The sequence below is a fragment of the Sulfitobacter geojensis genome, assembly GCF_000622325.1.
In the GTDB taxonomy this organism is placed as follows: Bacteria; Pseudomonadota; Alphaproteobacteria; order Rhodobacterales; family Rhodobacteraceae; genus Sulfitobacter; species Sulfitobacter geojensis.
On record NZ_JASE01000005.1, the window covers coordinates 2,394,099 to 2,417,394 of the forward strand.

The following is a 23,296-nucleotide window of genomic DNA, read 5'->3' on the forward strand; positions in this document are numbered from 1 at the left end:
ATGAAAAGGGCGATTTGAACCGCAGACTTGTATTGATGAGAGGATTGCGAAAAGCTGCTGCAAAAAGGGGGATAAGATGGCAGATCACGGATATGACGCGGGGCGGTTGAACCTGCCGTTTGTGGGCATTTCAACCTTTGGCAAACGCCCCTATCAGCCGGATTGGAAGGCGCTGGATGCAGATGTGGCAATCCTTGGTGCGCCCTATGACGCGGGCACGCAGTTTCGCGCCGGTGCACGTTTCGGTCCGCGCGGCGTGCGCGAGGCCTCGACCCTGTTCAGTTTTGGCCATGCAGGGGCCTATGATCACGAAGACGACGTCACCTATCTGCCCGGTGACGTGAACATCGTAGACATTGGTGACGCCGACATTGTGCATACCGATACCGAAGCCAGCCACGCCAATATCGAAACCGGCGTGCGCGCCATACTCGACGCAGGTGCCCTGCCCGTGGTCATTGGCGGTGATCATTCGATCAACATTCCCTGCATCCGTGCCTTTGACGGCCAAGGTGACATCCATATTCTGCAAATCGACGCCCATCTGGATTTTGTCGATGTCCGCCACGGGGTGCGCCACGGTCACGGCAACCCGATGCGGCGCGCGGCAGAGCGGGAGTATGTCACGGGGTTGACGCAGGTGGGCATTCGAAACGTCAGCTCCACCGCCAAAGAGGGGTATGAGGATGCCCGCGCCATGGGATCGGATATCATCTCTGTGCGCCAGTCTCGCGAAATGGGGATACGCGGGGTGTTGGCCCATGTGCCCATTGGTGCGCGGCTTTATGTAACGATTGATATTGACGCCTTTTGCCCCTCCATCGCGCCAGGCACCGGCACGCCGTCACATGGGGGTTTTCTGTATTACGAGGTGGTTGAACTTTTACAGGCCGCAGCGGAACGTCACGAGATTGTCGGGATTGATCTGGTCGAAGTGGCACCGGATTATGATCCAAGCGGTTCAACCTCCATTTTGGCGGCACAGGTTTTGTTGAACTTCTTGGGGTTCATTTTTCATGCGCGTAGTCAGTTGTAATGCGTGGACAACGCGTAACTAGAGCAGCAGAGCTGCGAGATTTTAAAAAGGGGCTCTGCCCCATCGATCAAAGATCGATTCCCCGCAGCATTTAAGGCCAAAAAGAGCAGAACACGCTGACATGTCACGCTGGAGTGACGCGCTTGTCGCGTTATTTGCCGCTGTATGGCTTTCACCTTTTGGAGCCTGCTCTATGTTGGCGTAAAAGACCTCTCGGGAATTTGGCTATGAGCAGTGATCCACTTGTTATCTTTACCCCTTCCGGCAAGCGGGGGCATTTTCCGGCCGGCACGCCGATCCTGACAGCTGCGCGCCAATTGGGCGTTGATCTGGATTCAGTTTGTGGCGGACGCGGCATTTGTTCGAAATGCCAAATCACACCGAGCTACGGAGAGTTTTCCAAACACGGGGTTACCGTGCAGGATAATGCATTGTCAGATTGGAATGCCGTCGAGCAGCGCTATCAGGACAAGCGTGGATTGATTTCAGGGCGCCGTCTGGGCTGTCAGGCGACGGTTCAGGGCGACATTGTGATTGATGTGCCGCCGGAAAGTCAGGTCCACAAGCAGGTGGTGCGCAAACGGGCAGAGGCGCGCGATATCGTGCTGAACCCTTCAACCAAACTCTATTACGTCGAGGTAGCCGAGCCTGACATGCACGACCCCTCCGGTGATCTGGAACGGTTGCGAATGGCATTGAAGGATCAATGGGAGATCGACAACGTCACGGTTGATTTGCACATACTGCAAAAGATGCAGCCCATCCTGCGCAAGGGCGGCTGGAAAATAACGGTTGCGCTGCATTCGGGCGATGATGAAAATCCCAACCGGATCATGCAGATCTGGCCCGGCTATTACGAGGGCACGGTATACGGTCTTGCTGTCGATCTGGGGTCTACCACCATCGCCGCGCATCTTTGCGATCTGGCGACCGGCGAAGTTGTGGCATCTTCCGGCGTGATGAACCCGCAGATCCGTTTTGGTGAAGACCTGATGAGCCGTGTCAGCTATTCCATGATGAATGACAGCGGGGCCGACGAAATGACCACCGCTGTCCGCGAAGGGATGAACGGCCTGTTCAGTCAGGTCGCGTCAGAAGCAGAGATCGACAAGCAATTGATCGTTGACGTGGTGTTTGTCTGCAATCCGGTGATGCACCACTTGTTTTTAGGGATTGATCCGTTCGAGCTGGGACAGGCCCCTTTTGCGCTGGCCACCTCGGACGAAGTACGGCTGCGCGCATCTGATCTGGGGCTGAACATCCACCCGTCAGCACATGTCTACCTGCTGCCGTGCATCGCGGGCCATGTGGGGGCGGACGCCGCTGCGGTGGCCCTGTCCGAGGCGCCGGATAAATCCGACGACCTTGTTTTGATCGTGGACGTGGGCACCAATGCCGAAATCTTGCTGGGGAATAAGGAAAAGGTGTTGGCCTGTTCCTCGCCCACCGGACCTGCCTTTGAAGGTGCGCAGATCAGTTCAGGCCAGCGTGCTGCCCCGGGTGCCATTGAACGGGTCGAGATTGATCCGGTGACCAAGGTCCCGCGTTTCAAGGTGATCGGCAGCGATCTGTGGTCCGATGATCCCGACTTCGAGGCCGCAATCGCCACCACGGGTGTCACGGGAATCTGTGGATCGGGCATCATCGAAATGGTGGCTGAAATGCGCATTCACGGCGTCGTCGATGCCCCCGGCCTGATCGGTACAGCCGCGCAAACGGGATCGCAGCACGTCTTTGCCGACGGGCGCACCAATTCCTATCTGGTCTATGACGGCACGGCCCAAGGCGGCCCCAAAATCACCGTGACCAACCGCGACATTCGCGAAATCCAGATGGCCAAGGCGGCGCTTTATTCCGGTGCACGTCTGTTGATGGACAAATTCGGCGTCGACAAAGTGGACCGCGTGGTACTGGCCGGCGCCTTCGGGGCGCATATCAGCACCAAACACGCGATGGTGCTGGGCATGATCCCCGACTGCCCGCTGGACAAGGTGACGTCGGCGGGCAATGCCGCTGGCACGGGCGCGCGGATTGCTTTGCTGAACACGCAAGCGCGCGTGGAGATCGAGCAAACCGTGCGCGACATCCACAAGATCGAAACCGCAATCGAGCCGCGTTTTCAGGAGCATTTCGTGAATGCCTCGGCGATCCCCAATGCGGTCGAGCCGTTCCCGATCCTGAACTCTATCGTCACCCTGCCCAGCGAAACCTTCAACACCGGCAGTGACAACGGCGAAGGCGGCGGGCGACGCAGAAGGAAACGCACATGAACGGCGACAACGCAGACCAGCAAACGTTTTGGACGGATCAGACCGGCCCCACGTGGGTCGCGCAGATGGCCGCGATGGATGATCAACTGGCCCCTGTGTTGGCCCAATTGTTGCAACGCGCAAATCTGCGTGCCGGTGAAGATGTGATCGACATCGGCTGCGGGGCGGGCACCAGCACATTGCAGGCGATGCATCAGGTCGGGCCCACAGGCACCGTGCTTGGTGCGGACATCTCTGCAACCTTGCTGGATGTGGCACGCGCGCGCGCAAAGACATTTGGCAATGTCGGTTTTCTGCATGCGGATGCGCAAACCCACGCGTTTGAACCCGCGGGTTTCGATTGTCTGATTTCACGGTTCGGGGTGATGTTTTTCGAGGATTCGACCGCGGCTTTTGCCAATATGACCAAAGCGTTGCGCCCCGACGGGCGGATGGTGTTTGCAACTTGGGGGGCGATCCCGGAAAACCCGTATTTCACCCTGCCTGCCAAAGTCGCGAAAGACGTTATCGGTGCCGTGCCCAAAACGGACCCCGACGGCCCCGGCCCTTTTGCGTTCCGCGACCCTAACCGCGTGGCATCCCTTCTTTCCGCTGCCGGACTGGCCGATATCGAACCTCAAGAGGTCACTTTGGCCCTCACGCCTTCGGGCGACGCGGCCTCGGTTGCCGCGCTGATGTGCGAAATCGGACCCGCAGAACGTGCCCTCTCGCATTTCGAGGTCGACCCCGCCGGCCGCGCCCGTCTTGTACATGCTTTGACAGAGGCATTGGCCCCGTTGCAAACCCCTGATGGCATTCGCATTCCCGCCCGCATCAATTTCTTTACCGCGCGCAAACCCGCTTGACGTGCCTTTGCCTGCGCCCTATCTCAGGGTCCGAGTGGCGGGTATGGTGAAAAGGTATCACGGCAGCTTCCCAAGCTTTAGTTACGAGTTCGATTCTCGTTACCCGCTCCAAACACACCCTGATAAGCTGGCGGTATCTCGATAAAAATCGCATTTCGTTGATGGCGCGACCTTGGTGACGCAGGCGTTGCCATGCAACGTCACGCAACACATCACGGCGTGCAAATGCGAAACACATCTAAAGGGGGTAATGGCGGATCGACAGGGATTCGAACCCTGGAGACGATCTCTCGCCTACACACTTTCCAGGCGTGCGCCTTCGACCACTCGGCCACCGATCCATTGCGCGGGGTTTAGTATGACCGCGCCCCCCTTTGCAAGAGCGAAAACGCACACTTAGCCGCATTCCCTGTCAGTAAGTTTCAACTGTCCAGATGAAGATAGACGCGACGGTTCATTCGGCCCTTGTTTTCAATCTTGCCCAGACGCAATGCGCCGATTTCACCGGTCCGCGCCACATGGGTGCCGCCGCAGGGTTGCAGGTCAATCCAGCCGTTGTCTTCACCGATACGGATCAGCCGCACGTCATCCGCGCCCTTGGGCGGGCGCACGGCCATGGTTTTGACCAGATGCGGATTGGCGGCAAGGTCCGCCTGCGTCATCCAGCCCTCGCTGACCCGCAGGTCCAGATCAACAAATTCGTTCAGCTCGTCTTGGATTCCGTCACGATCATGGGGCGCATCAGGCATGTCGAAATCCAGTCGCCCGTGGGTTGCGGAAACCTGACCACCGGTCACGGCAAACGGCATCGACACCGACAACAGATGCAGCGCTGTGTGCACGCGCATGTGTTTATGGCGTCGGTCCCAATCCAGTTCATGCACCACATGGGCCCCCTGCGGCGGCAATGCGGATGCCTCGGCAGGGACCAGCACAATTGCGCCGCCCTCGCCCTTGACCGTTGTGGCGATGGGCAGACGTTGGCCATCCCAGCTGATCCAACCGGAATCCCCCGGTTGTCCGCCACCGGTGGGGTAGAACAGCGATTGATCCAGCACGATCCCGCCCTCGGGCGTGATCTGTTGAACCACAGCCGGCGCGTCACGCCGGTAGGCGTCTTCGCGATACAACATGCGCGTCATGTTTGTTCTCCTTCCGGTGCATCCGCATCCGGTGGTGCCGGTTCGGGGTCTGTCGCCTCTGATGTCTCGGGTTCTTCTGTTGTGCCGCTGTGCGGCGCCCCCGCTGACGGCGCTGCGACGTGGCTTCGCAAAGATTCGGGATTGCGCAGCCAGACATCGCGCTGTGCAAAGGGAATTTCGATGCCCGCTTGCGCAAACTTGGCGACGATTTCATGGTTGATGTCATTCTTGACGTTCATCATGAAATTCACATCGCGCAACACGCAGCGCACTTCGAACTCCAAGGCATCCGCGCCAAAATTCAACAGAAAGATGGAGGGGGGCGGGGTCAGCAATACCATTGGATGCGCCTCGGCAATCTCGCGCAGGATGGTTTCGACCTGTCGGGTATCGCTGCCATAGGCCACGCCCACCGGTATAATCACGCGCCCCACGGTATTGCCGCGGGTATAATTGGTGACCGTGCCGCTGATCAGATCGGCGTTGGGCACGATCACGTCGGTCTTGTCAAAGGTTTCGATCCGGGTCGAGCGCACCGAAATGCCGCGCACATATCCCATCTGGTCACCGACCTCGATCCAGTCGCCTTCGGAAATCGGGCGCTCGATCAGCAAAATGATGCCGGACACAAAGTTGCTGACGATGTTTTGCAGACCGAAACCGATACCAACCGACAAGGCCCCCGCCACAATGGCAAGCGAGCTAAGGTCAATGCCCGCGCCGGTGATCGCCGCAAGGGTTGCCAGAAAAATACCGACATACCCCAAGCCCGACACAATGGCATTCTGCCCGCCCGCATCAATGCGGGTTTTGGGCAGAACATTGCTTTTCAGCGCCGACTGCACCAACCGCGTCAGCACATAGCCCACGGCAAATATCGCGGCAAAAGCGATGAAATCCGTCGGCGAGATCTGGCTGTCTCCGACCGCGAAACCCCGCAGGAACACGGCCCAAAGCTCGGTCAGGTCGGTGACCCGAACACCCCAAACCAGGGCCAGCAGCGGCATGACCAGCACCAACAGGATAAACCCGAAAAGGACCGGCAATAACGTATCGCGCGCCTGAATCCCCTGCCCTGTCACCGCGCCATAAACATCAGCTGCAAAGCGTTGCAGCGCCATGACCAGCCCCAGCAAGGTCAGGGTCATAAAATACGGCGGCAGCAGCGCGTCGGCTGCACGCAGATAGCCGATGGCCGCGAGGACAGGCGTCACGATCGCGACCAGTATCGCCCCCTTGCCCAAAAAGCGCATCACCCGCGCCATTGTCGAGGCACGCAATTCTGCGGCGACGGTGTCGTCCTGTTCAGGGTCGCTTACCTTGCCCAACAGCTTGCCGATGAAATAAAGCGACACGGCCGCCAGCACGGTGATCGGGAACAACAACACCGATTTCGAAGCCGGTGAAGGGTCGCCCGCATCCAGAATTTCCGCAACCAGTGCGGCAACCACGATCAACGCGGTGATGATGGACACATGGAACCGGCCAATCCGCCGGTCTTGTTCGCTCAGGGGGATCAGCGCTTCGTCGTCGTCGCGCGCAAACACCCGTTCCGAAACCCAGCGCACGCCTAGCATCATGCCGCCAAGGAAGGCGAACAACATGAACATCTCGTCCAGCCGCGGCCCGAAAAACCCCGTTGAAATCGCGGCCAGAGCCAGCAGGTTCAATCCCGCAAACGGCAGGAAAATCCGCAACAGCGATACCAGAAACCGCCAGATGCCAAAGCCGCGTCCGCCCAGATTATGCAGGCGCCTGACGATCATCTGCGACCAGTTCCGCCCGCGAAAAATCAGCACCAGGCCCAAAGCGGTCAATGACAGGGTGACCGGCAAGGTCTGGCGCAGGTCACCCGAAGGGCCACCGGTCTCCGGCGCTTCGTTCCAAAGACCTGCAAGCGCGTTTTTCATGTCCAGCAGGGCTGGCTGCCAGTAGATGGGATAAAGCGGCGATGGCGTTGTTTCGAGCAGTTGCTCGGCCTGCCGGTCACGCAACGCCTGGTCAATCTGGCTGATGATCGCGTCCGCACGGACAAATTCGGCCTCGGCGCGCTGCACCGGTACCAGCAGTTCCTGCAACTGCGCCTTCAGTTCCTCGCGGGCTGCGGCAACATCCGGGGCTTCGGGCGTTGCGCCCTCGCCTTCGGGTTCCGGTCCAAGGGCCGCCAGTTGTTCACGCAGGGTCGCAATGCGGCTGCTGTTCTGCCCTGTGGCCTCTCGAAAACCGGTACGAAACGCCACCATTTCGGCGCGCAACGCTTCCAACCGGTTGTCCGTGCTGTTTTCGGAATCCAGTGCCTGCTCTGCGGCATCTGCGGCCACGCTCCAACGGGTAACCTCCGACGGGCCGGCACTTTGCCCGACAGCAGCAAAGGCCAAGGCAAACACCAAGGCCAAGGACAGCCCGATGCGTGACAGGGTGCGTTGCATCACAGGTCTTCAAAAACCTCAGGCAGCACAACCGGTTCGCGGTCAAGCCAGCTTGGCACCGGCAGTCCCTTTTCACGCAGGAAGGCCGGATTGAACAGTTTGGACTGATAACGCGTGCCAAAATCACACAGCACCGTCACAATTGTATGCCCTGGCCCCAGTTCCCGTGCCAGACGCATGGCTCCCGCCACGTTCACACCGGAAGACGCCCCCAGACAAAGCCCCTCGTCCTGCAACAGGTCGAACACCACCGGCAGCGCCTCCGCGTCGGAAATGTTATAGCTGAAATCCGGTTTGAACCCTTCAAGGTTCTTGGTAATCCGCACCTGCCCGATGCCTTCGGCAATCGAACCGCCCTCAGCCGTCAGCTCTCCGGTGGTGTAATAATTGTGCAGCGCGGCACCATCAGGGTCTGCCAGCGCAATCTTGACGCCCTTGGGCTGAAGCACATGCGAGATCCCCGCCAGCGTGCCGCCCGACCCGACAGCGCAACAAAAGCCGTCTACCTTGCCGTCGGTCTGTTCCCAGATTTCGGGGCCTGTGGTTTCGATATGCGCCTGACGGTTGGCGACGTTATCGAACTGGTTGGCCCAGATGACCCCTTCGTTGGTGGTGCGCGCCAAGGCGTTTGCCAGCCGTTCGGAGTAGCGGATAAAATTGTTGGGATTGCGGTAAGGGGCTGCCGGTACTTGCACCAGTTCCGCGCCTGCCAGCCGCAGCATGTCTTTCTTTTCTTCCGATTGCGTTTCGGGAATCACGATGACGGTTTTGAATCCCATCGACGATCCGACCAGCGCCAGACCGATTCCGGTATTGCCTGCAGTGCCCTCGACAATGGTGCCGCCTGGCTTCAGCGTGCCTTTGGCAATCGCATCCTGAATGATGAACAGGGCCGCGCGATCCTTGACCGACTGGCCGGGGTTCATAAACTCGGCCTTGCCGAGGATCTCGCACCCCGTGGCGGCAGACGGGCCGCGCAGCTTGATGAGTGGTGTTTTGCCTACGGCCTTGGCCAGATCAGATGCGACGTGCATGGAAGCCCCCAAAAGTTACAGCTGCGGCGCAGCGTTATTCCCCCTCAGGTGTATCTGTCGGCCCCACAGACCTCAAGCGATCCCTGTGATGCGCGAGATAATAAGCGGCCATCACCACGGGCGCATTCGCCAGATCAAAACGCGCCACCCGCGCCATCAATTCATCAAACGACATCAAATGCGACCGGATGTCTTCGTGCTCGGTGTCCAGCCCGCCGGTACCGGCCTGCGCGTCGGGCAGATCGGCAAGTCCTAGATAAACATAGTAAAACCCGGTTGACGTGGCAGGGCTCGGGTAAGCTTCGGCAACCTTTTCCAAAGGGCCAAGGGTCAAACCTGCCTCTTCGCGCGCTTCGCGCCGCGCGGCCTGTTCCGGCGTTTCGCCCGGGTCCACCCGCCCAGCAACCGGTTCAAGCTGCCATATGGCACGATCCCCGCGCGCAAGCGGCCCGATACGCACCTGTTCTACCAACAACACACGGTCGCGCGCCGGATCATATGGCAGAACAATTGCCGCATCCGCGTCAATCAGCACCGCCCGTTCAAGCGTTTCGGACATCGCCCCGTCGAACCGCGCATGGCGCAATGTGATATCGTCCAACGCATAGAATTTGGAATAGCTGCGTGTGCGCCTTTGCACGTCAATCTCGCCGGTGAAACTGTCCTGACTGTGCAAAGACCGCGCCGCGCGGACCTGCGCATCGGCGCGCGCGCGAATGACGGGAAACATTTCCGCCACCTCGTCGCGGGTCCGCGTCCCACGATACCCCATCACTTCCTGCGCCGCGATCACGCTCATCTCGCCGGACCGCTGCGCCCAATCGCGCAATGACCACGGGCCGTTTGGCGTCCATAGCCCCGCTTGGGGCACATAAACCTCCGCCGCCTGCCCGTCTGCCACGGTCACCGGCACCAGATCATAGGCAAAACTGCCCTCGTAGAAATCCAGCCGCGCGATGTCTTCCGCGCTTAACCCGCGCACCAATACGCCCGTCGCAACTTCACCGACCTGTTCTTCGATCATCGGAAACGGTCCTTCGGCCACCGCACTGACGCGATACCCCTCCAGCGCGGCATCGGCCGTGTCGATGTCACCGGCGGGTCGCCCCAGCACCACCTCCAACAGGGGAAGATGACGCAAAGTGCCATAGAAGAATAGGTTTTTCATGACCTTAGGGCCATCTGTTCGCGGCAAACTCTGTCATCAAACCGCAAAAGACCGTCCCCACAAGCAGGCCAAGACCGATCGGCACCGTCGCAACAATTACCGCGTATTCGGCACCAATCTTGAAGATCGCCACAACCGCCTCAAACGGACCATCGTAGCGGTTTCGCATGGCCAGGCGGACCATTTCGTTGATCGCCTGCACACCGATGCCCCAAAGCATCAGCAAAAACATCCCCGTGAGCCCGTTGTTGATTGCGGCTGTGGTACCACGGCCCGCTCTGCGCCCCATGGCAATCCATCCAACCCCAAGACCGATACAGATGTTAACCGGTATGAAGTACCCGAAATCCGTGCTCTCCGGCATCAACGGCATCACCATCAAAGAGATGAAATATGCCGTGATGGCCACACAAAAAGCAGCCATCAATCGCGCAGCGGTGGGCATGAACGTGCTCCTGTTACATCCCCGTCAGCCGGGTTTGCGTATCGTAATCTGGGTTACGTCACAATTTCCACTGTCAAATGTCGCAGCACAGGAAGTGAGGTAAAAATTCCACATCCGCCGAAACCGGTCATCAAAACCCAACGCCTTGATCTGGTCCCACTTCGCGTTGAAGGTCTCATGCCAGCAGCGCAGCGTAATATCGTAGCTTTTACCAAATTCGATAGAGGTATCGACCACCAGCCCTGCGCGCTCGATCTGTTCACGTAACACTTTAGGAGAAGGCAGCATCCCACCGGGAAATATATATTTTTGAATAAAATCGACACCACGTTTATACACATCCCACCGGGTGTGATCGACGGTGATGATCTGCAAAGTTGCCATTTTTCCCGGTTTCAACCGCTCGCGAACCGCCTCGAAGTATGTCGGCCAGTATTTTTCGCCAACGGCTTCGAACATTTCGATACTGGCGATACCATCGTAGTGACCGCGTTCGTCACGGTAATCTTGAAGTTTAAAATCAACTAGGTCGGAAAGTCCTGCATTTTCAATTCTTTGTTTAGCGTACTTAAACTGCTCTTCACTGATGGTCAGCCCTGTAACCCTCAGGCCACGTTCCTTGGCCGCATATTCTGCAAATCCGCCCCAACCGCAGCCGATTTCGAGCACGTGATCGCCGGCCTGCACACCCATTTGATCGACCATACTTTTGTACTTAGCGGTTTGCGCCGCCTCCAGCGAATGCTGCGCGTCCTGTTCAAACAAGGCCGAGGAATAAGTCATCGTGTCATCCAGCCATAACCCATAGAAATCATTCCCAAGATCATAGTGATAGCTGATGTTCTTGCGGGCCTGCGATTTGGAGTTGCGCTGCAGCCAGAATCGCAGCTGTTCAAACCGGCGCACCAGCCCCATGCCCGGAAACCCGTCATACATGTTTTCATTTCCGTGATGCACCAGATCCATGAAAGCTTGCAGATCGGGCGTGGACCAATCCCCGTCAAGATAGGCGTCACAAAAGCCTAAATCGCCCTCGCGTATCAGACGGGCGAACAGATCAGTGCTGTGCACATGCAATTCTGCCACAAACCCCGGGTTAGCTCCTTCCGCGCGGAAAATGCGGCCATCGGGCAGCACAAAATCCACGCGCCCGTTGCGCATTGACTGCGCCATGCCGAAAACGCGGGAAAAATAACGCGGCAGATTTGTCTGCCCGTCTGTACTGGTTAAAATCATGTCCACTCCCTGTGGTATGGTGCGGGGTTTTCCCCCTTGTATTTGTTCAGCCATCACGATCAAAAGCCCCTGTTTTCATAGGCATCCAAGGCGCGTTTGCGCCCGTCGGCTGGGGTCACGACAGGGTCAGGATACACGCAGTCGGGCGATAATTTCCAGCTGCGCGGTATCGCGTCGAAAAATGCAAGCGCGTCGCTGTGTGGTTTCCCGCGCTCTTCTGCGATCCAGCGCGAGACATAAGCGCGGTCGCGGTCGAATTTATCTAGCTGGGTTTCGGGGTTGAACACGCGAAAATAGGGTGACGCATCCGGTCCCGACCCTGCTGTCCATTGCCACCCCATGGCATTGCTGGCGGGATCCCAGTCAATCAAGGTTTCCTCAAACCATGCCTGCCCGATCCGCCAATCGGTCATCAGGTGTTTGGTCAGATAGCTGGCGACGATCATCCGTCCGCGATTGTGCATCCGGCCAGTCACATATAGTTCGCGCATGGCAGCGTCGACAAAAGGAATGCCGGTACGGCTTTGTTTCCACGCAATAACTTCGTCGCTATCAGGATCGGTCCGCCATGGGAAAGCTTCCCATTCCTCGCGCCAGTTGCTGTCCAGCATATGCGGTGTGTGGTGCATCAGATGATAGGCAAATTCGCGCCAGACCAGTTCTTTCAGAAAAGTCTCAGCGCCTTGTTTACCTTCTTCCAGCGCGCGTTCACCTGCCTGCCAACATTGATGGGGGCTGATTTCGCCAAGCGCCAGATTTTCAGACAGGTTCGACGTGCCATCCACCCCCGGCAGATCACGTGTGTCTTTGTAACCCGCCACGATATCCGCGATGAAACCGGCCAAACGGTCCTGTGCGGCCTGTTCCCCAAGTTGCACAAAGGGGCGGACGACGTCGGCACCGCGGTTCATCGCAGCGCCCATATTCCAGTCGTCCAGTTTGTCACTCTCTGGCCAGTCTTGCGGCGCGGGAATGACTTTGGGTGCCGGCCGCGGTGTGTCAACGCCCGTTGTTTTGACGCTGTTCCAGAACGGCGTGTAGACCTTGTAGTAGCCGCCGGTCTTGGTCTCGACACTCCAGGGTTCGAACATCAGGCTCCCGCCGAAAGAACGCGCCTCAATGCCCTGATCTTTAAGCGTTTCCTTGATCTTCTTGTCACGTGACACGCTGGCCGGATCGTACAGCCGCGTCCAGTACACACTGCGGGCCCCCGTCTGGGTGACAAGCTCTTGCAAGACGGTAAGGGCATCCTCGCCACGCCGCAGGATCAACCGGCTTTCGCCTCCGTTTAAACTGTCCGCCAATGCGCCAATCCCAAGACCCAGACGCCATTTCGGCGCCGCCCCCAGCTCCGCGACCAATGGGTCGTGGATAAAAACGGGGATCACGGGTCGTCCGCTTTCGCATGCCGCTGTCAATGCCGCGTGGTCGCTGAGCCGCAGATCGCGGCGAAACCACATCAGTATGGGTGTCTTGTCTGTCATGTCCGCGCTACTTTGCCCTTGTTCCTAAAGGAGTTAGCTCAGGCACGTTTTAGTCAAGAGAATGGTTTCACAAAACAGCGTCCAACGCAGACAATAACTGATCTATTTCGGATTCACTGGTGTAATGCGTGAAACTCAGGCGCAAAACGCCTTTGTCCATATCAACCCCCATGGCCGACAGCGCCCGACCTGCATAAAAATCACCGCCCCCCGCCATGATCCCGTGCTGCGCCAGTTCTGCGGCGACCTCTTCACCGGGGCGGTTCAACGCAAGGGCCACAGTGGGCGCGCGCCCCGCAGCATCAGACGGTCCAATCAGGCGCACCGAATTGCGCGTCGCCACAGCGTCAAGCAACGGTTGCAGCAGCGTGGTTTCATGGGCGCGCATCAGATCATGCACCGCCGTGCCGCGCGCAGCCGGTGACACCTCTGCGTCAAAGTGGTGCGCATAGACGGCATCGATGTAATCGGCCATGCCCGCACAGGCCGCAACCTGCGCATGATCCGGTCCGGCAGGCGTAAACCGTTTGTACAGGCTGTCGCCGTTAAACACATGGCCTTGATTGGGCAAAAGCTCGCCCAAGGGGCGGCGGATCACCATTAAGCCCTGATGCGGGCCAAAGGTCTTATAAGCCGAAAACAGATAGATATCAGGCCCCAGCGCCCCGACATCGGCAAAACCGTGCGGCGCGTAAGATACGCCGTCCACACAAACAAATGCCCCGGCAGCATGCGCAAGCGCCGTGATTTCAACAACCGGATTGATCTGTCCGACCACGTTAGAACAATGCGGGAAACACACAAGGCGCACGTTTTCATCCAGCAGGTTTTCCAGATCGTCAGGGTTCAACGCCCCCGTTTCCGGATCAACGCACCATTCGCGGATTTCAATGCCGCGTTCAGCCAATCGCCGCCAGGGGCCGGTGTTGGCCTCATGATCCTGATTGGTCACGACGATGGCTTCACCCTGTTGCAACATCTGGCCAAAGGCCTGCGCCAGAACATAGGTGTTTTGCGTAGTAGATGGCCCAAAGCTCAACTCGTCCGTGGCCACCCCGAGGATCGCGGCCATGCGTGCGCGCGCCTCGTCCATTTCCGCGCCCCCGAGGCGGCTTGCCTCGTAATCCGCATAGGGTTGCACCTTGCGCTGGGTGTAAAATCGAAACAACCGGTCGATCACCGGCTGGCAGGTATAAGAGCCACCGGCGTTTTCAAAAAACGCCTGCCCCTGCAAGGAAGGCTCGGCGAAGGCGGGAAACTGGGCGCGGACCCATGCGGTATCAAGTATATGTTTTGTCATGCCTGCACGGTCACTCGAAAAGTGCGGCAGGTCAAATGCAAAAGCCCCGATGCGCGGTGGCACCGGGGCTTTCCTTGGGTCAAATGATCACGCAGGGCTATTTGGTTTCGGCACGCTCGCTTTGCAGGCCGCGGAAGATGCAATAGCACATGAGCAACAACACCACCGTGAACAACAATCCGGTCGAGATCACCATGGATTGCAACGCCGCCAGACCACCGCCCAGCAACAGGGCAATCGCCACGGCCCCTTCAAAAATGCACCAGAACACCCGCTGCGGCAGGGGCGCGTCGATCTTGCCGCCCGCCGTGATGGTATCAATCACAAGGCTGCCGGAATCCGATGAAGTGACAAAGAACACAATGACCAGCACGATCCCGATAAAGGATGTGACCGAGGCCAATGGCAATTCACCCAGCATTTTGAACAATTGCAACGGCAGGCCCGCATCCTGCGCACCGGTAAACCCGTCCGCAAGCACCTGATGGATCGCCGTGCCGCCAAAGATCGACATCCAAATGATGCAGACCATAGACGGGATCAACAGTACACAGATGACGAATTCACGCACCGTGCGGCCACGGCTGACACGGGCAATGAACATACCAACGAAAGGCGACCAGCTGATCCACCACGCCCAGTAAAACGCCGTCCAGCCTTGGGAAAAGTTCACGTCCTCGCGCCCGAACGGGTTCGCCAGAGCCGGCAGATATTCGACGTAGGCTTTCAAGCTGTCCCAGAAGAAGGCGAAGAGAAACGCCGTCGGTCCAACGATCAATGTGAACAGCGCCAGCACACCCGCAAGCCCCATATTGATTTCCGAAAGGACCTTAACGCCACCATCAAGGCCGCGCATCACAGAGATCAAAGCCACGGCAGTGATGACCGAAATCAGCACAACTTCGGTGGTTTTGCCAATCGGTACGCCGAACAATTCGTTCAAACCGGCATTCGCCTGTGTCGCGCCGAATCCCAGCGATGTCGCCAGACCGAACAGCGTGGCAAAGACCGCGATGATGTCGATCACGTGACCGGGCCAGCCCCAGATACGTTCCCCGAGCAGCGGATAAAACGCAGAGCGGATCGTCAGCGGCAGACCCTTGTTATAGGTAAACAAGGCCAGCGCCAGCGCCACCGTGGCATAGATCGCCCAAGGGTGCAGACCCCAATGGTAAATCGTCGCCGCCATGCCAAGGCGCACAGACCCCGGCTCATCGCCCGTTGCAGCGCCCAAAGGTGCCCAATCCGTGCGCAAACCGTTTTCACCGGCGGTCGTTTCACCGAAAGCGGTCGAAAAATGGGTCAGCGGTTCGGAAACGCCGTAAAACATCAGACCGATGCCCATGCCGGCGGCAAACAGCATCGCGAACCACCCCAGATAGGTGTAATCCGGTGCCGCATCCGCTCCGCCCAGACGCACGGACCCGAAAGGCGTGACAATCAACAAAAGCGTAAAAATCACCACCAGATCGGCCGCGCCGATCAGGAACCAGTCAAAGTTCGTGGTGGTAAAGGAAAACATCGCTGAAAACACGCTTGCCGCCTGCTCAGGCAAAGCCAGCGTATAGAAAACGAAGGCGACAATTGCCGCCGCCGAAATAGCAAAAACCGGATTGTGGATGTCAAAACCCAACGACCCGAAGGAGCCGTCGACGTTGTCCTGTCCGATTTCGTAACTGGTATCAATGATATCCGCAGCGCCCTCTGGCGCGGGTATCCCCTGATCGTTCGAGGTATCTGTCATAGAGATATCCTTTTTATATATAGAAGTTTATCGATGTCTCTGCTGCATCTGCCCTAAGCAGATCATGCCCCCCACCAGAAGCAAAGCAGTTTCTCGTTTTACGGGTTTAACGCCGTGGAAAGCCCAAACAACGCAACAAAACGCGCAAGGAATCGCGCTTGGAATTCGTCCAGAAACGTAATTTTTTCAGCCGCTTAGGCGGAAAGCGCCGCCGTGATCCGCGCGGCATTCGCTTTGATCACATCCATATCGCCCATCGTACCGGGCGGGCGGATCGCAACCCCGTCATGACGCGGGTGAATGTGAAAATGCAAGTGAAACACCTCCTGACCGCCCGCCGCTTCGCTGAATTGGAACAAGGTAACACCATCCGCCGCAAAGGCGGTTTTCGCCGCATTCGCGACCTTATTGACCGTTTTCATACAGGCGGCCAATTGCGCGGGCGTGGCGTCCAGAATATTGCGGCAAGGGGTCTTGGGGATCACCAGACAATGCCCCTCCGTTCGCGGCATAATATCCATGAAACACAAGGTTTCATCGTCTTCGTAGACCTTGAAACTGGGGATTTCCCCGCGCAGGATTTTGGCAAAGATATTCTGGTCGTCATAGGTGTCGGACATGCGGTGCTCCCTTGTTGACTGATGTTCTAGGCGCTCGCGGCCGCGACCTCAAGCTTGCCTGCGGCCAGTCGCAACAAGGCTTTGGAATAGAAGCGATGCAAGGGAGTTGTCAGGCGGATCACCAAGGGCATTTTCCCGGTGCCACGCCCGACAACGGCGGACCCGAACAGCAGCCGCGTTGTGCCGTCCTCCTGCGGTTCAACCGCAAGATAGGACCGCGTTGCCCCCGCAATATCGCATAACAGGATTTCCCCATCGCCGCGCGCTTCGACGGTCCATGCCGCAAACGCATCGCTGCGCCCCTGCGCAAGCGCCGCAACATCACTGTCGCGGATCGGCTTGCGCAACACGACGCGCAACACCGCCCGCTCCATCCGGAACAGCCACGTGGTGTAAAAGGCCGTGACGAAGGCGGATAAATCCACCTTCGCCGCATGATTGACCTCAAAGCAGTCGGTGTAAGCCCCTGTGCGCGCCACATAGACGCACATCAACGCGCCCTTTGGCACGTCGCAGGGCGTTACCCTCATGCGTTCACATCAACGACAACACGTCCCTGTACCTGCCCCTTGAGGATATCAGCCCCAAGACCGGGCAGATCGGACAGGGTCGCAGGGCGCACCATGGCCTCCAGCTTGTCCATAGGCAGGTCCTTTGCGATCCGCTCCCAAGCGCGCAACCGGTTGTCATAAGGCTGCATCACACTGTCGATCCCCAGCAGGTTCACACCGCGCAGCAGAAACGGGATCACTGTTGCAGGCAGACCCGCGCCACCGGCCAGACCAACCGCCGCAACGCTCGCGCCATATTGCATCTGGCCCAATACCCGCGCCAGCATTTCGCCGCCAACCGCATCCACACAACCGCCCCATGTCTCGCCTTCCAGCGGACGTTTCACAGTTTCGTTAAGCTCTTCGCGCGCGACAATCTGGCTGGCCCCGAGCGATTTCAAATAATCCGCCGTCTCGGGGCGCCCTGTCACACCAGCGACCTCATGGCCAAGATGCGCCAGAATTGCCGTCGCCACCGACCCGACACCACCCGCGGCACCGGTCACCAGCACCGGACCGCTTTTGATGCCGTGATCTTCCAGCGCCATCACCGATAGCATCGCGGTAAAGCCCGCCGTGCCGACCGCCATCGCCTGACGCGTATCCAGCCCCGCCGGCAGCGGCACCAGCCAGTCGGCCTTGACCCGCGCTTTTTGGGAATACCCGCCCCAATGCGCTTCGCCCACGCGCCAGCCGGTCAGCACAACCTTATCGCCCGCCTTGTACCGCGGATCATCGGATGCCTCGACTGTACCGGCGAAATCAATGCCCGGAATATGCGGGTAATTGCGCACCAAGCCGCCCCCCGGCCCGATGCACAATCCGTCTTTATAGTTCACCGTGGAGTATTCGACAGCAACGGTCACATCCCCCGCCGGAAGCTGATCCAGCGACATTTCCGTAACCGCAGCAGAGGTCTTTCCCTCATCATCCTTATTCACAACCAGCGCATTAAACATCGTCTTCTCCTTTTGAAGGGCGCTCGGCCCAATTTCATCTTGCTTCTAAACTCCGGTGCTGCGGCGGCAGAGCCACCGCAGTGCGCAAGCTTTCAATCGCGCGTTAAACCCAGAATTTTTCATAAACCACAGCATCACGCCGCCCCTCGGGCGTCGCAACTTGCACCGCAGTGCGGTCATCCCAGTGGGTCATCCGCACCATGCCAATCGCAACATTTGTTTTGAAATCCGGCGACCACGCAGCCGAGGTCACCTGGCCCACACGTTTGTCCCCGGCCATCACGGGCCAGACCCGATCACATCCAGGCACCTTGTCGCCCGCAATCTCGATCGCGCGGATTTGCTGGATTGGTCCTTCCTTGGCGACGCGCAACAGGGCATCCCGCCCCATACAGCCAATCGCCGTTTGCGTGTCGCAAAACCGTCCCAAACCACATTCATGTGGCGTGTTGTCGTCGTTCATGTCGTTGCCGTAGGACAGCAAACCGCCCTCGACCCGCTCGATCCCGTTGGGACAGCCCGCATGCACGTCCAGATCGCGCCCCGCTTCCATCAAGGCATGCCACAGCGGCATGCCGATATCCGACCCTTCGACATAAATCTCGAACCCGCCCTGTTTGGAATAGCCAGAGCGCGCCACCACCAGCGACCGGCCCTGAAATTCAAACCAGCCAAAGCGGAAAAAACGGATATCGCGTACCGCATCGCCAAAGACCCGCGCCATCAGCTCATCCGCCTTTGGCCCTTGCACGGCCAGCGGGCTGACGTCAGGTTCATCCACCAGAACATCCAGCCGATATCCGTTGGCGATGCCCTTGACCCAATACAGCAGATCACTGTCGGCGATCGAAATCCACCAGCGGTCCTCTGCCAGCTTGACCGCCACGGGATCGTTCAGCATTCCGCCGGTTTCATCCACGATCGGCACATAAAAACACCGCCCCGCCAGCATCCCGCGCAAATCGCGCGGTGTCAGCATCTGCATCAAGCGCGCCGCGTCCGGCCCGCGCAACTCGACCTGCCGTTCACAGGAAACGTCCCAAACCTGAACCGCTTCTTTCAGATGGTGGTAATCTTCCTCGACACTGCGAAAAACGGTGGGCAGTAGCATGTGGTTATAGATGGTATAGGCTTTGACGCCTGCGGCTTCGACGCCCTCGGAAAAAGGCGTACGCCGCAACCGTCGTGACGGGGAAATCAGCGCCATCACGCGTCCTCCGGCATGAAGCAAAGATCACTTGTCGGTGCTTTGCGCCCCGATGCCGTGAGCATGGCATGCACCTGACCGCGGTGATGGGTCTGGTGGTTGAACATATGGGTCACGCAAAGCGCTTTGGCCTGCCGTATGTCCTGTCCTGTCGCGGTGTAGGTCCACACCAAATCGCCAGCCAGATCTATGTTGGACAAGGTCTGCGCCCAAATGCGCATCCGACCGTCCATACGGAACCGCTCCGCCTGCCATTCGCCCAAAGACTCCGTGCAGGTTGTGCTTTGCGAGCCGGGCACATCAGGCGCGTCGACATCGCTGCAAAACCGGCTCATCCAAAGGGTATCCCCCCACAACAAATGGTTCAGGGTTCCCATGATCGAGCCAAAGAACGCTTTGTGGTCGTGCAACAGCTCATCTTCATCCATCACATTAACAAAATCCATGATCTGATTGTTTTGCCACGCATTATAGCGCGCCATCATCAGAACATAGCTCTTGTCGATCATGGACGTGGGCCTTTCCAGTCGATCGGACAAATCTCGGCCGATTTACCGCCAAAGTCCCAGACACGGCCATAGTCACGCACCCGGCTTTTCAGACCCGTTGCGGCAATGATGTCGGGCCCCATCCAGTACTTCGAATTCGAAATCATCACCGGATGGTCAGGCGATTTACCCGCCAGCATTTCGATCTCGCCCTGAATTTTTCGGCCAATCTGGATCGAACGTTTGGTGCCATCACGGATGATCTCAACCGGTGCACGCTCCGCGCCGATGATTTCGGAAACCAGCATTGTGAACAGCCCGGTTGTACCGCCTGCCGCGCCACTGAAAATCTGCAAGATACCGTTATAAGCCTTGCCGCTGGCGCGTTCATCTACATAGGCGGCAACCTTCCAGTTACCCTCGCCCATGCGGCCCGGAATGTCGACTAGCAAACCCACGTTGAGGCCACTCAGGTCCTCGCCCTCGTAATGGCCCTCGTCAATGGCAATCGCCATCCACGCGTGGCAGTGGCCTTCGGTGGGCGGATGCGCGCCCAGCGATACCACGCAGGGGCAGAACATTTCGCACGAACAGTTCAGAAACAATTCGCCCTTGATCGCCCAATCGGTCGGGTTGCTGTCGCGCCGTCCGGGGTTGGGCATGCGTTGATCAATACGCTGCGAGATCGGCAAACGGTCCGCATCAGGTCTTTTCTTAACAGCCATATTATCCTCCGGTTACGGTTTGAATCTGGGGCCATGCTGCCACGGCAACAGCGCCGAGGATCAAGGCAAAACCCATTGGTTTCGTAATATAATGTCCGATTTGCGGCAGCTTTTCCACCACCATGAACAGGGTCGCGATGCCCATCCAAGCAAGGTTCATCACGCCGCCCGCGAACCCCAGCGCCATGAAGCCCCAGCAGCAGCCGACGCAAAATACGCCAAGGCCCAGCCCCATGCGTAACCCGCCGCCAAAACCCGTGCGCCAATGGCCCAGAAAATATATCGCTGGCGAGTGGCACACGCCGTGGCAAATTTCTTTGGTGCGGGTGAACTGGAACAGCCCTACCGCCAGCAGCAATCCGGCCGCAAACCAACGCGATTTGGCAATGCCCAGCATATCAACCACACCGCCGAACAGCAGCGCCAGTTGAACCGCCGCGATCAGCGCCGCAAAGACCAGCCAGACCGCGAAATATCCAAGGATCACGCCCAGCCACCCTGCCCGCGTGCCATTTGCGCTGACCATCAGGTCCTCATATGCGCGCAAGGTCGGCACCATGGTCGGCAACATCATCGCCGCCATCATCGCGCCCCACATGACGAACAGTGGTCCGAAATTGGCCATCGGCATATACATAGGCATGCGCGGATCCATCATCCGCATCCGCTCGCCCATCTCGCCGGGGCGGCCCAGCAGGTCGACGTCCATGTCCATCGCCATCAGATACATCAACGCCCACGACGCAAGGATCAGCGCAAAAAAGCCCAGCCAAAGTGATGTGCGTAGCGCGGCTGTCATGGATCCCCCCTCGACTCGTCTCCTTGCCTTTTTAATGTCAGACAATTAAAAACCCCGCAAACAATAAATGTAAGACATATGAAAATAGATCCGCAAAATCCCGCTGACCTGTCGGCCCAGATCGCCAGCGCCATTCGCGACGCGATTGTGTCGGGGGATTTGATTGTCGATCAACGCCTACCTTCGGAAGCAGAACTTTCCGAGCAGTTCAATGTGTCCCGACCGACGGTGCGCGAGGCGTTAAAAAGGCTTGCAGCACAATCGCTTATCCGCACGCAACGCGGGGCGACGGGCGGTGCGTTTGTCAACAGGATCAGCTTTGAGGAAGCCTACACCCAGCAGATCACCACCTCGACCCTCTTGTTGTCGATGAACGCGGTCAGCTTTGAAACTGCTTGCGAGGCCCGCTATGCGCTGGAACGCGCCTGTGCGCCCTTGTCGGCCCTACGCCGCAGCGCCGATCACCTTGCAACCATGCGCGCCGAGTGTCACCGCCAGTCCCAACCGGGCCTGACCGACGAAGCCTTTTGTGCATCGGACGTAGCTTTTCACCGCGCACTTGTGGATGGCGCGGGCAATCCTGTGATGTCCTATCAACTTGCCGGTGCGGTCGAAGCCATGCAGCCCTTAATGAACATGATCACTTTTACGGCCCGGTCGCGGGTGGAAATCGTCGCGCTGCACACGCGCGTCGCGGATGCGCTTGAGGCCCGCGATGCCAAGGCCGCCGACACCGCCCTGTGCGATCTGGAAAGCTATACCCTGCATCTGGGCCATGATGTCATGGCGAAACGCGCAAAGTCGCGCGAAAAACTCTGATCCTCCCCCATTGATAAGGCGCACAGCCTGCCCTATATCTAACTTGTCCTTCGGGACTATGGACATAAACGCGCTTGTAATAATCGGATCGGACCCGGGGGCGGTACCCGGCGACTCCACCAAACATCCTTCATTTGGGGATCATGGGGTCGAAATAGGATCGACGAACGCCTAAAGAAGTTAGCTTTGTTTCGGCTGGGTGCCACCGTATCGGCCCAAACTGTACAATTGCAAATGACAATCGTGCTCCAATGGCGATGGCTGCGTAAGCAGTTTCAGCTATTGAAACTTAACTCCTTGGGTTTAGCGACCTAAGGCGGGGCCTGTCGGAGCCTGGCAACAGAATCCGACACCTTTTCCCTGAATATCCACAGGTAGCTGGCAACAGAAACCTGCACTTTCCCCCCTTACATTTCGCTTTGACTTGGCAGACATCCGGTGCGTGCTATCTATTTGGCTGACCCTGTCAATCGCCCCGCTGCTGCGCATCTGATGCGACACCGGCCCAGCCAAAGGACACCGAGATGAAGCTGACCCCCGATTGGGAATGCGTCACAGACACCGTGATGGGCGGCGTGTCCACCGGCCGCATTGAAACCGTCGTAATCGACGGGCGCAGTGCGACACGGCTCACGGGCAAGGTGTCGCTTGAGAACAACGGCGGCTTTGTACAGATGGCTTTTGACGTCGCAGGGAACGGCGCGGCTCTGGACGCCACGGCGTTTAGCGGCATCGCGTTCGAGGTCTACGGCCGCAATGAAGCCTATGATCTGCGGCTGCGCACGGACGAGCTTGATAAACCGTGGCATTCCTATCGCACCGACTTCATGACGAAACCGGAATGGCAAATCCTGCGCATTCCCTTCGCGGACATCACACCGCACCGCACGGACATCCCATTTGACCCCTCCCGCCTGCGCCGCATCGGAATCCTTGCCATCGGGCGGGAATTTGAAGCGGATATCGCCGTCCGTGCTGTGCGCCTGTATTAAGCA

21 protein-coding genes, 2 tRNA genes and 1 other RNA gene are annotated in these 23,296 nt (G+C 58.4%); 7 read left to right on the top strand and 17 right to left on the bottom strand.

From position 1 onward, the window contains the following. The first annotated feature begins 76 nt into the window (after positions 1-76). From speB to Z947_RS0113675, 4 genes are all read left to right on the top strand, one after another. Positions 77-1,036, top strand: coding sequence for an agmatinase (speB, locus tag Z947_RS0113660; RefSeq protein WP_025044853.1), 960 nt, complete (start codon positions 77-79; stop codon positions 1,034-1,036). A gap of 227 nt (positions 1,037-1,263) precedes the next feature. After that, a complete protein-coding gene (locus Z947_RS0113665; protein WP_025044854.1) occupies positions 1,264-3,306 on the top strand; it encodes an ASKHA domain-containing protein in 2,043 nt (680 codons plus the stop codon). Next, the gene (locus tag Z947_RS0113670) at positions 3,303-4,151 is read left to right on the top strand and encodes a class I SAM-dependent methyltransferase (protein WP_025044855.1); all 849 of its coding nucleotides are present in this window, start codon (positions 3,303-3,305) and stop codon (positions 4,149-4,151) included. Before Z947_RS0113665 ends, Z947_RS0113670 begins: the two co-directional genes overlap by 4 nt. 37 nt (positions 4,152-4,188) lie before the next feature. Beyond that, positions 4,189-4,262, top strand: a tRNA-Gly gene (locus tag Z947_RS0113675). Positions 4,263-4,402: 140 nt separating this feature from the next. On the opposite strand, the gene Z947_RS0113680 is transcribed toward Z947_RS0113675, so the two are convergent. The 17 genes from Z947_RS0113680 to Z947_RS0113760 all read right to left on the bottom strand — a co-directional run bounded on the left by Z947_RS0113680 (position 4,403) and on the right by Z947_RS0113760 (position 21,482). Beyond that, a tRNA-Ser gene (locus Z947_RS0113680) sits at positions 4,403-4,492 on the bottom strand. A gap of 81 nt (positions 4,493-4,573) precedes the next feature. Then, positions 4,574-5,293: an alanyl-tRNA editing protein gene (locus Z947_RS0113685; RefSeq protein ID WP_025044856.1), complete on the bottom strand. Its 720-nt coding sequence runs from the start codon at positions 5,291-5,293 to the stop codon at positions 4,574-4,576. Beyond that, positions 5,290-7,722 carry a DUF3772 domain-containing protein gene (locus tag Z947_RS0113690; protein ID WP_025044857.1) on the bottom strand — a complete coding sequence of 811 codons (2,433 nt, stop codon included), beginning with the start codon at positions 7,720-7,722 and terminating at the stop codon, positions 5,290-5,292. The genes Z947_RS0113685 and Z947_RS0113690 overlap by 4 nt, the downstream gene beginning before the upstream one ends. After that, a complete protein-coding gene (locus Z947_RS0113695; RefSeq protein WP_025044858.1) occupies positions 7,722-8,756 on the bottom strand; it encodes a cysteine synthase A in 1,035 nt (344 codons plus the stop codon). The genes Z947_RS0113690 and Z947_RS0113695 overlap by 1 nt, the downstream gene beginning before the upstream one ends. Before the next feature lie 34 nt (positions 8,757-8,790). Beyond that, positions 8,791-9,924 carry an NUDIX domain-containing protein gene (locus Z947_RS0113700; protein ID WP_025044859.1) on the bottom strand — a complete coding sequence of 378 codons (1,134 nt, stop codon included), beginning with the start codon at positions 9,922-9,924 and terminating at the stop codon, positions 8,791-8,793. 4 nt (positions 9,925-9,928) lie between these two features. Beyond that, positions 9,929-10,369 carry a TrgA family protein gene (locus Z947_RS0113705; protein WP_025044860.1) on the bottom strand — a complete coding sequence of 147 codons (441 nt, stop codon included), beginning with the start codon at positions 10,367-10,369 and terminating at the stop codon, positions 9,929-9,931. Positions 10,370-10,393: 24 nt separating this feature from the next. Next, positions 10,394-11,605 (bottom strand): SAM-dependent methyltransferase, encoded by a 1,212-nt coding sequence (locus Z947_RS0113710; protein ID WP_025044861.1) that lies wholly within the window; start codon positions 11,603-11,605, stop codon positions 10,394-10,396. A gap of 59 nt (positions 11,606-11,664) precedes the next feature. Further along, positions 11,665-13,089, bottom strand: coding sequence for a cryptochrome/photolyase family protein (locus Z947_RS0113715; RefSeq protein ID WP_025044862.1), 1,425 nt, complete (start codon positions 13,087-13,089; stop codon positions 11,665-11,667). A gap of 67 nt (positions 13,090-13,156) precedes the next feature. After that, positions 13,157-14,389 carry an aminotransferase class V-fold PLP-dependent enzyme gene (locus Z947_RS0113720; protein ID WP_037939556.1) on the bottom strand — a complete coding sequence of 411 codons (1,233 nt, stop codon included), beginning with the start codon at positions 14,387-14,389 and terminating at the stop codon, positions 13,157-13,159. Between the two features lie 97 nt (positions 14,390-14,486). Then, positions 14,487-16,133 carry a BCCT family transporter gene (locus Z947_RS0113725; RefSeq protein ID WP_025044864.1) on the bottom strand — a complete coding sequence of 549 codons (1,647 nt, stop codon included), beginning with the start codon at positions 16,131-16,133 and terminating at the stop codon, positions 14,487-14,489. 194 nt (positions 16,134-16,327) lie between these two features. Then, positions 16,328-16,753: an HIT family protein gene (locus Z947_RS0113730; protein WP_025044865.1), complete on the bottom strand. Its 426-nt coding sequence runs from the start codon at positions 16,751-16,753 to the stop codon at positions 16,328-16,330. Between the two features lie 26 nt (positions 16,754-16,779). Further along, positions 16,780-17,283 carry a hypothetical protein gene (locus tag Z947_RS0113735; protein WP_037938934.1) on the bottom strand — a complete coding sequence of 168 codons (504 nt, stop codon included), beginning with the start codon at positions 17,281-17,283 and terminating at the stop codon, positions 16,780-16,782. Next, complete coding sequence (gene acuI / locus Z947_RS0113740) at positions 17,280-18,263, bottom strand: acryloyl-CoA reductase (RefSeq protein WP_025044867.1); 984 nt, start codon at positions 18,261-18,263, stop codon at positions 17,280-17,282. Before acuI ends, Z947_RS0113735 begins: the two co-directional genes overlap by 4 nt. Before the next feature lie 103 nt (positions 18,264-18,366). Next, a complete protein-coding gene (locus tag Z947_RS0113745) occupies positions 18,367-19,470 on the bottom strand; it encodes a dimethylsulfoniopropionate demethylase (protein ID WP_025044868.1) in 1,104 nt (367 codons plus the stop codon). Beyond that, positions 19,470-19,979 (bottom strand): DinB family protein, encoded by a 510-nt coding sequence (locus Z947_RS0113750; protein WP_025044869.1) that lies wholly within the window; start codon positions 19,977-19,979, stop codon positions 19,470-19,472. Before Z947_RS0113750 ends, Z947_RS0113745 begins: the two co-directional genes overlap by 1 nt. Then, entirely contained in the window at positions 19,976-20,683 is a 708-nt protein-coding gene (locus Z947_RS0113755; RefSeq protein ID WP_025044870.1) for a DUF1326 domain-containing protein, read from the bottom strand. Before Z947_RS0113755 ends, Z947_RS0113750 begins: the two co-directional genes overlap by 4 nt. A 1-nt stretch (position 20,684) precedes the next feature. Continuing rightward, positions 20,685-21,482, bottom strand: coding sequence for a DUF2182 domain-containing protein (locus Z947_RS0113760; protein ID WP_025044871.1), 798 nt, complete (start codon positions 21,480-21,482; stop codon positions 20,685-20,687). Positions 21,483-21,560: 78 nt separating this feature from the next. On the opposite strand from Z947_RS0113760, the gene Z947_RS0113765 reads away from it, so the two are divergent. From Z947_RS0113765 to Z947_RS0113770, 3 genes are all read left to right on the top strand, one after another. Beyond that, complete coding sequence (locus Z947_RS0113765; RefSeq protein WP_025044872.1) at positions 21,561-22,301, top strand: FadR/GntR family transcriptional regulator; 741 nt, start codon at positions 21,561-21,563, stop codon at positions 22,299-22,301. 6 nt (positions 22,302-22,307) lie between these two features. Next, positions 22,308-22,655, top strand: a transfer-messenger RNA (tmRNA) gene (ssrA, locus tag Z947_RS21895). A 170-nt stretch (positions 22,656-22,825) separates the two neighbouring features. Next, the gene (locus Z947_RS0113770; protein WP_025044873.1) at positions 22,826-23,293 is read left to right on the top strand and encodes a CIA30 family protein; all 468 of its coding nucleotides are present in this window, start codon (positions 22,826-22,828) and stop codon (positions 23,291-23,293) included. Positions 23,294-23,296 lie beyond the last annotated feature (3 nt).

Excerpts from the sequence above, each read along its gene's own strand:
- speB (WP_025044853.1), top strand. The coding sequence starts at position 77 with ATGGCAGATCACGGATATGACGCGGGGCGGTTGAACCTGCCGTTTGTG.
- Z947_RS0113665 (WP_025044854.1), top strand. The coding sequence starts at position 1,264 with ATGAGCAGTGATCCACTTGTTATCTTTACCCCTTCCGGCAAGCGGGGG.
- Z947_RS0113670 (WP_025044855.1), top strand. The coding sequence starts at position 3,303 with ATGAACGGCGACAACGCAGACCAGCAAACGTTTTGGACGGATCAGACC.
- Z947_RS0113685 (WP_025044856.1), bottom strand. The coding sequence starts at position 5,293 with ATGACGCGCATGTTGTATCGCGAAGACGCCTACCGGCGTGACGCGCCG.
- Z947_RS0113690 (WP_025044857.1), bottom strand. The coding sequence starts at position 7,722 with ATGCAACGCACCCTGTCACGCATCGGGCTGTCCTTGGCCTTGGTGTTT.
- Z947_RS0113695 (WP_025044858.1), bottom strand. The coding sequence starts at position 8,756 with ATGCACGTCGCATCTGATCTGGCCAAGGCCGTAGGCAAAACACCACTC.
- Z947_RS0113700 (WP_025044859.1), bottom strand. The coding sequence starts at position 9,924 with ATGAAAAACCTATTCTTCTATGGCACTTTGCGTCATCTTCCCCTGTTG.
- Z947_RS0113705 (WP_025044860.1), bottom strand. The coding sequence starts at position 10,369 with ATGCCCACCGCTGCGCGATTGATGGCTGCTTTTTGTGTGGCCATCACG.
- Z947_RS0113710 (WP_025044861.1), bottom strand. The coding sequence starts at position 11,605 with ATGATTTTAACCAGTACAGACGGGCAGACAAATCTGCCGCGTTATTTT.
- Z947_RS0113715 (WP_025044862.1), bottom strand. The coding sequence starts at position 13,089 with ATGACAGACAAGACACCCATACTGATGTGGTTTCGCCGCGATCTGCGG.
- Z947_RS0113720 (WP_037939556.1), bottom strand. The coding sequence starts at position 14,389 with ATGACAAAACATATACTTGATACCGCATGGGTCCGCGCCCAGTTTCCC.
- Z947_RS0113725 (WP_025044864.1), bottom strand. The coding sequence starts at position 16,133 with ATGACAGATACCTCGAACGATCAGGGGATACCCGCGCCAGAGGGCGCT.
- Z947_RS0113730 (WP_025044865.1), bottom strand. The coding sequence starts at position 16,753 with ATGTCCGACACCTATGACGACCAGAATATCTTTGCCAAAATCCTGCGC.
- Z947_RS0113735 (WP_037938934.1), bottom strand. The coding sequence starts at position 17,283 with ATGAGGGTAACGCCCTGCGACGTGCCAAAGGGCGCGTTGATGTGCGTC.
- acuI (WP_025044867.1), bottom strand. The coding sequence starts at position 18,263 with ATGTTTAATGCGCTGGTTGTGAATAAGGATGATGAGGGAAAGACCTCT.
- Z947_RS0113745 (WP_025044868.1), bottom strand. The coding sequence starts at position 19,470 with ATGGCGCTGATTTCCCCGTCACGACGGTTGCGGCGTACGCCTTTTTCC.
- Z947_RS0113750 (WP_025044869.1), bottom strand. The coding sequence starts at position 19,979 with ATGATCGACAAGAGCTATGTTCTGATGATGGCGCGCTATAATGCGTGG.
- Z947_RS0113755 (WP_025044870.1), bottom strand. The coding sequence starts at position 20,683 with ATGGCTGTTAAGAAAAGACCTGATGCGGACCGTTTGCCGATCTCGCAG.
- Z947_RS0113760 (WP_025044871.1), bottom strand. The coding sequence starts at position 21,482 with ATGACAGCCGCGCTACGCACATCACTTTGGCTGGGCTTTTTTGCGCTG.
- Z947_RS0113765 (WP_025044872.1), top strand. The coding sequence starts at position 21,561 with ATGAAAATAGATCCGCAAAATCCCGCTGACCTGTCGGCCCAGATCGCC.
- Z947_RS0113770 (WP_025044873.1), top strand. The coding sequence starts at position 22,826 with ATGAAGCTGACCCCCGATTGGGAATGCGTCACAGACACCGTGATGGGC.